We start from the raw sequence: 10,333 nt of genomic DNA on the forward strand, positions 1-10,333 counted from the left end.
TAGTTATTAGTCATTAGTCGGCGCCGACAGGCTACGACTTTTGAGTCCCAGAATTTATTCGGGAAAGCTTTTCATAGCATACGAATTCAATTTTGTCAAGACTGTTATGGTACACATAAGCAAAAAGGAGGAATATGACCAAAGGTAGATGTCTACTGGGGCATGAGTAGCATTCTCATTCAGAGAATGAGGTATGCTAGAGACATCTAACAACGCAAAAAGTACCTAAGTTTAGAAAGACTTTACACAAAAAAGGACAACTTTAGCAAGTCTTTAAACTATCTTCAAGGATAATCAACCGAAAAAACTCAGACCAGCGAGATAATCAAAATAGGGAAAAGATATCGGCCTAAAAGACTTAGGTGCAATTCCAATTCGCAATCCGACGCACGGCCCGCCGACAACTGATAGATTAGTATGTCTACCAGAAGCAGGAACAGGCAATTTGTGCAGTCGAGCGACGCTGACAAGATCAGAACAACATAGGCAAACTCAATCAATATGAGCTACTGCGTAAATCCGGGCTGTCCCCATCCTCAAAATCCTACTGACTCTATTCTCCAATGTCAGACGTGCGGTGCGCGGTTATTGCTGCGGGCTCGCTACCGAGTCATGGAACCGTTAGGACAAGGAGGTTTTGGAGCTACATTTCTGGCAAAAGACATCTCATTGCCCGGTCAACCGAGTTGTGTAGTCAAGCAACTGCGACCCAGTAGTTCGTCCCCCCGAGTTTTAGAAATGGCGCGGGAATTATTCAAGCGAGAGGCAAAAACCCTCGGCCAACTGGGCGACCACCCGCAAGTACCGAGGCTGCTAGACTATTTTGAAACCGAACAGCAATTTTACTTAGTTCAAGAGTATGTTAAAGGCTCGACTTTGAAACAAGAAGTCAAGCACTCAGGCCGTTTCAACGAATCGGACGTTAAAAATTTTCTATTAGAAATTCTGCCAGTAGTGCAATATATCCACAGCCAAGGAGTAATTCACCGAGACATCAAACCCGCAAATATTATTCGCCGAGTTCAAGACGGCCACTTAGTTCTGATTGACTTCGGAGCGGTAAAAGACCAAGTTAGCCAAACAATATTATTAGACCCCGCCGACCAAAGCGCCAACACGAAATTTTCAGTCGGCACATTTAGTTTTGCCCCCCCGGAACAAATGGCGCTGCGGCCGATATTTGCCAGCGACATCTACGCGGTAGGCATGACTTGCTTGTACTTGCTGACAGGAAAATCGCCCAAGGATTTAGATTTTGATGGAGTAACCGGCGAAATTGTTTGGCAGCCACACGTTCAGGTGAGCCCATATTTTGCGCGGATTCTCGAAAAAATGCTCAAGCCGATGGTTGGCCACCGCTTCCAATCGGCAGCAGATGTCCTCAGAGCTCTCTCCGGCGAATTTGAAGACCCAAGTCTGATGGATGGCTTGGCAACTCAATTCAACGGCTCTTCTCGTACTGTTGAAGAACCGACAATATTTAATGACGAGGGTTCTTCGTGGTCACGGCCTGAGAGCAAAATTAATCAAGATTTACGATCGTCGTCAAACCAAAGCCGCATTGGTAGAACTTCCTTCACCCAATCCGGGAACACGGGGATGCAGCCGAGAGTTTCCCGAACTCTGGCTGAGTCCGGCAGAACTTTGGGAACCGTTGGACCTTCTAGCGGCAATTTAGCAGCGTCAAAGCTATCGAAAGTTGCTCCTAAGTGGGACACCAACAGCGTGCGAGCGGCTTATTATAAAGGCAAGCGCGATTTTGCTGACTGCGAACTGTCGGGTTTGCAACTGCAAAAAGCGCAGTTAGCGGGAAGTAATTTTTATCAGGCTAGGTTGGTGAAGGCAAATTTGCAAGCAGCGGATTTGTCGGGGGCGAATTTGGGTCACGCGAGGTTAATTCAGGCGAATTTGCGAGATGCTAATTTGACTGAGGCTTATTGCAGCACTGCCAATTTTGAAGGCGCGGATTTCCGAGGTGCTGACTTGACGGGGGCTTATTTGACTAAGGCGAATTTGCGGGGAGCAAATTTGTGCGGGGCGAATCTTACGAACGCTACAGTTTCTGAGGAACAACTGGCAATGGCAAAGACCAATTGGCTTACTGTTAAGCCGGATGGTAAGCGGAGTTTTGGATTTTAACAAGTCATGGGGCATGGGGCATGGGGCATGGGGCATGGGGCATGGGGCATGGGGCATGGGGCATGGGGCATGGAGCATGGGGAGTTGTTAGCTGCTACTAATCACCAATCACAACAGTCAACAGTCAACAGTCAACAGTCAACAGTCAACAGTTAACTCCCCACTCCCCCAGTCAGGTGAGTCGTCAGGAGGAAGTTCGATCGCCCCAAAGCCGCCTAAATTAAAAACTAGGAATGGAGGATTCGATCGCACTCAACATGAAATTGCTCAACCCCCGCACTCGAATGCTTCTGTACACCGGCATCCTGGCCCTGGCCTACTTTGTTACCGGAAAACTCGCAGTGTCGATGCTGGGACTGGTGAAAGCCGAACCCTCCCCCGTGTGGCCGCCCGCCGGTATTGCTCTAGCAGCACTGCTACTGCAAGGACGACGGATGTGGCCGGGAATTGTCCTCGGTTCGGTGCTGTTAAACTCTACCGGGGGTATACCGTCGGCTGTCATTGTCACATCGGCCTTTAGCGTCACCCTGCAAGCGCTGGCTGGAGAGGCTTTGCTGAGGGAGAGCGGATTTTCTACCAAACTCGATCGATTGCGAGATGTTCTGGCTTTAGTCGCGGGCGCTGTCATCGGGTCTACTTTGGTCGGCTCTATCCTCGGCAACTTGGGAACGTGCATTTTTGGTTGGGCTCAGTGGAGCAATTTCTCTCGCAACTGGTGGACTACGTGGCTCGGAGACGGCATGGGAATTTTGCTCGTGACGCCAGTGCTGCTGACTTTGAACCACGCGGTTAATAGTTTTAAATTTTCATTAAAAAAACCCATTATTTCAACTTTTATAGCACTTTTTAAAAGACAGAATAATCAATTATCAATTACTAATTCCCAACTAACAATTGCTAATCGCAGACACACATTCCCTGCAACTGAAAACCGTTATAATCTTATATTTTTAATTATTAATTATTCAGAAATAGCGCTCTGGCTGACTCTATTGCTGAGCGTTAGCTGGTTGTTTTTTTGCTCGAAAACACAGGCGGCGATCGCTCAGTATCCGCTGGAGTATCTGCCTTTTCCTCTGATTGTTTGGGCTGCCCTGCGGTTTCAACCGGCGGGAGCGATTTTTGCTTATTCGATCGTGTCTTACATCGCGATTTGGGGAGCAGTACAGGGAGGCGGCCCCTTTTTGGCCAAAAGCGATAATCTCAAACAGGCGGTTTTATTTTTACAAGCTTTTACCGGTACGATCGCCCTTGTGGCTCTGATGTTGGCCGCCGCGGTAGCAGAACGCCAGCAAGCGCTGGTGGAGGTGCGCCGCACGGCCGCCATGCTGCGCGATCGCGAAGCTAGTTTAGCCAATGCTCAGCGCATCGCTCAGTTGGGAAATTGGGATTTAAATTGCGCCGCCCTCACAGCAACTGACAACTGCGAAGAATCCGCAGAACATCATATATCCAATATCGAATTGCGGTGGTCAAACGAACTTTACCGCCTCTTGGGTTTGGCTCCTGGAACTGTCAAACCGACACCAGAAGTTTTTTTGCAGGCTGTACATCCAGAAGACCGAGAATTGGTGGCGCGATCGCAGCGCCAAGCTATGTTGGAGCGCAAAGCCTATTACATTAACTACCGAATTGTGCTGGCAGATGGCTCCGAACGCACTGTCTGCGAACAGTCGGCAATTGAGTCAGGGGCGATCGCCGCCACAGTCCAAGACGTTACCGAACGCCACCGCGCGGAAACCGCTTTGCGGGCGTCCTCCGATCGCGATCGCTTGCTCTCAGAAATCGCCCTGCGAATTCGCAACTCCCTCGACCTCGAAGAAATTCTCAACACTACTGTTGCCGAAGTCCGGCAATTTTTCAAGGCAGACCGCGCTTTCATCGGTATTGTGGACGCGGACGGGGTAAATCTTCCTAGCCCGGTGTACGGTAAGGTTGTGGCCGAGTCTGTGGGTGCCCAATGCCGTTCTCTTTTGGGATGGGTACTTGCTGACGAGAATCACCTCGAAAGCCAGAAAACTTTTTATGCTAACAACCGCGTCCGATCTATCTCCGATACTGCTAGCGTTCAACTCAGCGTTCCAATTGCCCAATTGTACAGCGACTATCAAATTCGCGCGACCTTAAATGTGCCGATCGTGCTGGGAGATGAATTGTTCGGGATCTTGGCCGTCAACCAGTGCTCCGGACCCCGCCAGTGGCAGGAATTTGAAATTGATTTGTTGGAAAAACTCGCTACCCAAGTGGCGATCGCTCTCCAGCAAGCCCAACTTTTGCAGCAGGTAAAAGCTCTCAATGCCAACTTGGAATCTCAAGTGGAGGAACGCACCCGCCAACTACAGCAAAAAATGCACGAACTGCAAGAAAGCAACCGCCTCAAAGACCTATTTTTGCACGCAGTTTCTCACAATCTCCGCACTCCAGTTATGGGAATGTTAATACTGCTGAAAAATTTGCTCAACAAATCGGCCTCTGATTCTCTACAAGATGTTCCGGTTTCTCGATCGATTTTGGAGCGGATCGTTCAGGGGAGCGAACACCAGTTGACTATGGTTAATGCCCTGCTCGACGCTCACGCTAGCGAGGTGAAAGGTATTGTTATCAATACTGTACCGCTGCATTTGCCGTCTTTAGCTTCAGCCATTGTTGCGGATTTAGAACCGATGCTGGCCAAAAATCAAGCAACTTTGACTCAGGATATTCCGGCGGATTTGCCACAAGTCAATGCCGATCGCCAACACTTGCAGCGGGTGCTAGAAAATCTGTTGACTAATGCTATTAAACACAATCCTCCGGGAGTCAATATAACTTTTAAAGCCGAGGTAATTGAAGTTGAAACAGTGCTAAGTTATGAAGAAAATTTACAGCCTTTAACATCGCCCAATAATCCGCTTGCCCGCTGTATCGCTAACCGGATATCTGCTGCGGGCGATCGTCTTGGGATGTGCGAAACAAGCCAGAAAAATCAGGAAACCCTGGCCAAATTTCACATCGACGGCAGTTGCAAGATGCCCCGCTATCAGGGTCAAATTGGCAATATCGGCAGCAAATTGCCCGGAGTCACCGTAAAAATGGTTCGCTGTACTGTAACAGATAATGGAGTGGGAATCAGCGCCAAACAGCGGGAATCTCTGTTTGAACTTTACGTTCAAGACCCTAATAGCCGACAATTAACAGGGCTGGGTTTGGGCTTGTACCTCTCCAAGCAAATTATCAAAGCTCACGGCGGCGAAATCGGCGTCGAAAGCACTCCCGGCGGTGGCTCGACTTTCTGGTTTTCGCTACCTGCTGTCAACTCGGACGATCGATCTTTGTCTATCTAAAATCTAAAATCTAAAATCTAAAATGCTATGAACTATTTGGGCAATGCAAAATCCGTTCAGGCGTTAACGGTTTACGAGGTGTGGCGCGATCGCTTCCTCCGAGAGCGGCTGCGCCCTGCCGTCGGAATTGCCATCTTTTTTGCCTTCACAATAACGGTCTATTTTCTGGGCGAAAGATTCTTCGCTCGCCAGGAGTTTAAAAGTGTTTATTTGTATACGAGCGCTGCTGTAGAATTGGGTTTGTTGACCTGTTTTGTGTTGCAAAAAACCTCCTTCGGACAGCGCTATCCCGGTTTGCTATTTTTGGCTTTTTCGTGGTCGCTGACGGTGGTTGTACAGCTTGGGCTAGCTGTCGCACAAGCCGGGGAATTACCAATTTTTACCTGGATTTTAGCGTTTCTGATCCAAGCTACGCTGATCCCCGTCCGCTGGCGCCTCCACCTGATTTCTCAACTCGGCGTTTTGTGTTGCCACGTCGGGATAAATTTGGTTTTAAATCTAAGTTTTGCTAAGTATACTCCTTTTAAGTTGACCGGGTTGTACTTATATTTGTTTTGGATTTGTTTGATTTGCGATTTGTCGGTTTATTGGTACGAATGTCTGCAACGGAAAGAGTTTAGTACCAGGCGTGAGTTGGAATCTGCTTACCAGCAGTTGGAGGTGGCGGAAGCGAAGTACCGCAGCATTTTTGAGAATGCCGGCGAGGGAATTTTTCAAAGCACTCCTGACGGCCGCTACATTACTGCAAATCCAGCTTTGGCGCGGATTTACGGCTGCGATTCCCCGGAAGAAGTGACGGCAAAGTTTACTGATATTGAGCGACAGTTGTATGTCGATCCGGCTCGCAGAAATGAGTTTTTGCGAGCGATCGAGGAAAGCGGCACAGTATCGGATTTTGAATCTAAAATTTACCGCTCAGACGGCAGTATTGTCTGGATTTCTGAGAAGGCGCGGGCTGTACGGGACAGCAGCGGCGCCGTGCTTTATTATGAGGGCTTAATTGAGGATATCACGCAGCGCAAACAGGCACAAGAATCGCTGCGGCTGTTTATCCACGCTCTTTCTCACGACTTGCGAAACCCGGTGGCGGGAATGTTAATGGTGCTGAAAAATTGGCAGACAAAACCTGGGGATTCGATCGCAATTCCCCGTTCTGTTTTGGAGCGGATGATTCAAGGTAGCGAGCAGCAATTGCGCTTGATAAATTCGCTGTTGGAAGTTCACGCCGGGGAATTGCGCGGTTTGGTTCTGCACTTCGATGCCGTTGATTTGAGGGCGGTAGTTGAAGCTGCTGCGACAGATTTGGAGCCTTTAATGAATGAAGGGAAGGCTACTTTTAAAAATTTGGTGCCGGATGATTTGCCAGCCGTGAAGGCTGACAAGACTCAGTTATGGCGCGTCTTATCTAATTTAATTGCTAATGCTTTGAAACACAATCTGCCGGGACTAAATTTAACAGTTTCGGCTCAAGTAATCAAGGCGGATAAATTAATTATAAATCAAAGCACAGCAAAACAAGACACCGACAAATTACCGCTTACCAATCCACAATCCCCAATCCCCAATTCCCCGAGTAATATGATTTACTGTACCGTTGAAGATGACGGGGTGGGAATATTGCCGGAACAGTGCGAACATCTTTTTGACCTTTACGTTAGGGGCGATCGATCCCGACACTCCGTCGGTTTGGGTTTGGGTCTATATCTTTGTCGCCAAATCATTGGTGCTCACGGCGGCCAAATTGGGGTAATTAGCACTCCCGGTGCTGGAGCAAGTTTTTGGTTTACTTTGCCGCTGGCTGAGAATTTACGGTAATTTTTTTGTATTTTTAATTACATTTTATCTAGCAATTGTGCCAGATATTTAGAACTTTATTACTTGCTGAAACCCTTGCGAAATATGCTTCTTCCTTCTGTCTGCGGCTATACTTTTGTTGTGCCGTCGCAGGTGCTTTTTGTGTGGTTCCAGGCAAATCTGTCGATCGGACTATTTCGATCGGACTATTGATATTAATTTAAAAGCGTGGTATACTTCCCAAAAGTTTTTAAAGGAAAAATAAATTTTAGATCTTCACATTTTCTTTAGAAACATCATTTAATCTAGAAAATCTCTAAAACTAGATAAAAAATATGCAATTTATGTTTATCGAGCAAAGCTCAGGAAATACAGCTAAAGACAATGCAGCTAAGTACGACTCAGCTAAATATAACGAGCGGTCGTTCTCAACTTTAATGCGGGCGCTCCGTCTTTCCCAAGGTTACTTTTCTTTCGTTTTAGTCCACTGCAACTCGCTAACTTTGCGGCAGCAAATAGTCGATCGGCTGCAAGCAAATTGTCCCGTGAAACCGCGGCAACTGTTTTTGCCCAAATCGGCGACAACTCTCTACGCGACAATCGCAGCAGAAATAGACGGCGAAAAGCCTCCAGCTTTAATGCTCCTCGGTTTGGAATCCGTGGAGCCGATCGATAGATTGCTCGTTTCTACCAACCTATTATGCAGTGAATTCAGCAAAAAATTTTCGTTTCCCCTCGTCTTTTGGGTGACTGATGATCTCCTGAGAAAAATCATTCGCACCGCCCCCGATTTATACAATCGGATGACGACAATTAGATTCATCAGTAATTAGTAATCAGCCCATCGATTTTAGATTTTAGATTTTTAACAGTCAACAGTCAACATTTAACAGTCAACAGTCATTAGTCAAGTGTTAAATTCCGCTTCCCAAATCAGGACTAATTCTCGCGCCGCCGCAGTTCCCTCAGCAGGAAAACCTGCCAAAAAGTCTTTATCCGCCCCCACGTCGTAAGGCCCTTCCTTAAACTCCAAAATCACAGTATCCTGTGTCAAAGCTACTAACGTGTGAATAGTGCCCTCTGGCAGTTCGACAGCGCGAGTCGGGCCGGCCGCGCTGACTCGCAAGGAGCGCAGGATTTGACCGTTTTCGTTCAAAATAACAATACCGACTTCTCCTTGAATCACCACAAAAAACTCAAAACCGTTAACAGCAGGCGGGCGGAGGTGTTGGTGAGGGCGGACGTAAGTGCCTGGTTGCAACACGTTGACAAACCGCTGCACTTTTTCAGACAAATCGTGGAAATTGTAGTTTTGTCGCTGGCGGGGACTGCGCCGGGAGGAAGCGGCAACTTCGTCTAGCAATTCTTGCGTCAGCAATTTGATCGGAGGGGACTGCACAACAGATATCCTGTATTTAATAGTTTATGAACAAATGGGCTAGTCTGGGATCATCGTTATCAGCATCTCTTGACACATGGAAATCGCAACTCAGGTGCGTATCACTAAGGCAATGCGTTTGTCAAGTATCTTTAGAAAAAGTATTAGCCCGATGGCCCTTTCAACTATTCTAGTCTGCGCCAGTAGCGTTTCTGCCTCTGAACCGAGGCCGGCACTGTTAATTCAGCAGGAATTCCCACAGCAGCAACTTAAAGAAGAAATTCGCGATCGAGTTCAAGAAGAAGTTGACATTGCTTTCGGGCGCACGGCGGTACTGCTGAACGGGCTGATAATTGCCCTAACTTTGTTTCCGACAGCAGCCGGAGTCGGGGTTTGGTTTCTGTTGAGCAAATTGTCCAAGCAGACAACAATTGCCCGCCAAGAAATTGAAAGTCTTCATTACGATACAATCTCTCAATTAAAACTATTAATTTCGGACGCTGAAACTATTTTAGGGGAAATTCAACAGCAAAGTCATCCGGCAGAGGCAGAAACAGACCTTTTATTCCCCGATGCCCAAATTCAAGAGTTTGCTCCGGTTAACTATGGCAATTACCAAAAGTTATTGACGGCCGGCGACTATGCTAAACAGGGAGATGCTTGTTTCTTTGAAAACCGTTATCAAGATGCGATCGCAGCTTACGATCAGGCGCTGCAAATTCAGCCGGATTTAGCCGATACTTGGAATAACCGAGGAGTAGTGCTCACGAGAATGCAGCGGTATCCAGAGGCGATCGCCTCTTACGAACAAGCTACTACAATTCGCCCCAATTATCCCGACGCTTGGAACAATCGAGGCGTGGTATTGTTGGAGTTGCAGAAGTACCAGGAGGCGATCGGCTGTTACGAACAAGCAATTCAAGCCAAACCCGATTATGCCGATGCTTGGAACAACCGAGGCGTTGCTTTTTCCAAAATGCAGGAGTACGAACAAGCAGTAATTTCTTACAATCAAGCCCTACAAATTAAAAATGATTATACAGACGCTTGGAACAATCGAGGCGTTGCACTCTCCAAATTGCAAAAATACGAAGCTGCGATCGCTTCCTACGACAATGCTGCTAAAATCCGGCCTGATTTTTACAGAATTTGGTACAATAAAGCCCGATGTTATGCCCTACAAGGTAAAATTGAATTAGCAATTGAAAATTTAAAGCGCGCCCTCAATCTCAATCCGAATGTGTGTAAAGAGTTGGCAAAAAGTGAAGCTGATTTAGAAAAAATTCGCGAACACGACGCATTTAAGCAGTTGATTAATTGAGCGGAACTAAGTAGATGAGTGGGAAAATACATACAGCCTATTCCAGGTTTATGAAGTGTAGGGACAAAGGTTTTCGCCTTTTCCCTACGGGGATAGAACGATAGGCGGGGGTACTTCATAAACATAGAATCTGCTTTCAGTAGTCAAAAGCGAGTGAAACGAAGCTATTGGCTTTCGGTTCTGGCAGTTGTACATTCGGTTATACAGCAAGGTTTATTTGTGCCTACCTACTTACTTCTGTTTGATTACTACCAAAGTAATGTCATCAAATACTTTTTGCTCCCCCATGTATCGCCGCACGTCGTCAATAACAGCTTGCTTGATTTCTGCTGCTGACTGTCCCCTGTTAATGGCAACAACTTCAATCAATGGCTCAAT

Annotated in this window: 7 protein-coding genes; 5 read left to right on the forward strand and 2 right to left on the reverse strand. The window is 47.2% G+C overall.

Annotation, left to right across the window (positions count from 1 at the left end; all coding sequences use genetic code 11):
• The first annotated feature begins 501 nt into the window (after positions 1–501).
• The 4 genes from QUA57_RS22545 (at position 502) to QUA57_RS22560 (ending at position 8,089) form a co-directional block, all read left to right on the forward strand.
• Positions 502–2,139 carry a serine/threonine-protein kinase gene (locus QUA57_RS22545; RefSeq protein ID WP_333063681.1) on the forward strand — a complete coding sequence of 546 codons (1,638 nt, stop codon included), beginning with the start codon at positions 502–504 and terminating at the stop codon, positions 2,137–2,139.
• Positions 2,140–2,372: 233 nt separating this feature from the next.
• Positions 2,373–5,462, forward strand: coding sequence for an MASE1 domain-containing protein (locus QUA57_RS22550; RefSeq protein WP_333063680.1), 3,090 nt, complete (start codon positions 2,373–2,375; stop codon positions 5,460–5,462).
• 27 nt (positions 5,463–5,489) lie between these two features.
• The gene (locus QUA57_RS22555) at positions 5,490–7,277 is read left to right on the forward strand and encodes a PAS domain-containing sensor histidine kinase (RefSeq protein ID WP_333063679.1); all 1,788 of its coding nucleotides are present in this window, start codon (positions 5,490–5,492) and stop codon (positions 7,275–7,277) included.
• A gap of 314 nt (positions 7,278–7,591) precedes the next feature.
• The gene (locus QUA57_RS22560) at positions 7,592–8,089 is read left to right on the forward strand and encodes a hypothetical protein (protein WP_333063678.1); all 498 of its coding nucleotides are present in this window, start codon (positions 7,592–7,594) and stop codon (positions 8,087–8,089) included.
• A 74-nt stretch (positions 8,090–8,163) separates the two neighbouring features.
• Here QUA57_RS22560 and QUA57_RS22565 read toward each other — a convergent pair whose 3' ends face one another.
• Positions 8,164–8,655 (reverse strand): WbuC family cupin fold metalloprotein, encoded by a 492-nt coding sequence (locus QUA57_RS22565; RefSeq protein ID WP_333063677.1) that lies wholly within the window; start codon positions 8,653–8,655, stop codon positions 8,164–8,166.
• A 76-nt stretch (positions 8,656–8,731) separates the two neighbouring features.
• On the opposite strand from QUA57_RS22565, the gene QUA57_RS22570 reads away from it, so the two are divergent.
• Positions 8,732–9,955: a tetratricopeptide repeat protein gene (locus QUA57_RS22570; protein ID WP_333063676.1), complete on the forward strand. Its 1,224-nt coding sequence runs from the start codon at positions 8,732–8,734 to the stop codon at positions 9,953–9,955.
• A gap of 231 nt (positions 9,956–10,186) precedes the next feature.
• Here the strand turns inward: QUA57_RS22570 and QUA57_RS22575 are convergent, their stop codons facing one another.
• Positions 10,187–10,324 carry a hypothetical protein gene (locus QUA57_RS22575; protein ID WP_333060031.1) on the reverse strand — a complete coding sequence of 46 codons (138 nt, stop codon included), beginning with the start codon at positions 10,322–10,324 and terminating at the stop codon, positions 10,187–10,189.
• Positions 10,325–10,333 lie beyond the last annotated feature (9 nt).

The sequence above is a fragment of the Microcoleus sp. Pol7_B2 genome (genome assembly GCF_036701035.1).
Taxonomy (GTDB): domain Bacteria; phylum Cyanobacteriota; class Cyanobacteriia; order Cyanobacteriales; family Microcoleaceae; genus Microcoleus.

Coding starts and splice junctions, on each gene's coding strand:
- QUA57_RS22545 (WP_333063681.1), top strand. CDS start 502: ATGAGCTACTGCGTAAATCCGGGCTGTCCCCATCCTCAAAATCCTACT.
- QUA57_RS22560 (WP_333063678.1), top strand. CDS start 7,592: ATGCAATTTATGTTTATCGAGCAAAGCTCAGGAAATACAGCTAAAGAC.
- QUA57_RS22570 (WP_333063676.1), top strand. CDS start 8,732: ATGGAAATCGCAACTCAGGTGCGTATCACTAAGGCAATGCGTTTGTCA.
- QUA57_RS22555 (WP_333063679.1), top strand. CDS start 5,490: ATGAACTATTTGGGCAATGCAAAATCCGTTCAGGCGTTAACGGTTTAC.
- QUA57_RS22550 (WP_333063680.1), top strand. CDS start 2,373: ATGGAGGATTCGATCGCACTCAACATGAAATTGCTCAACCCCCGCACT.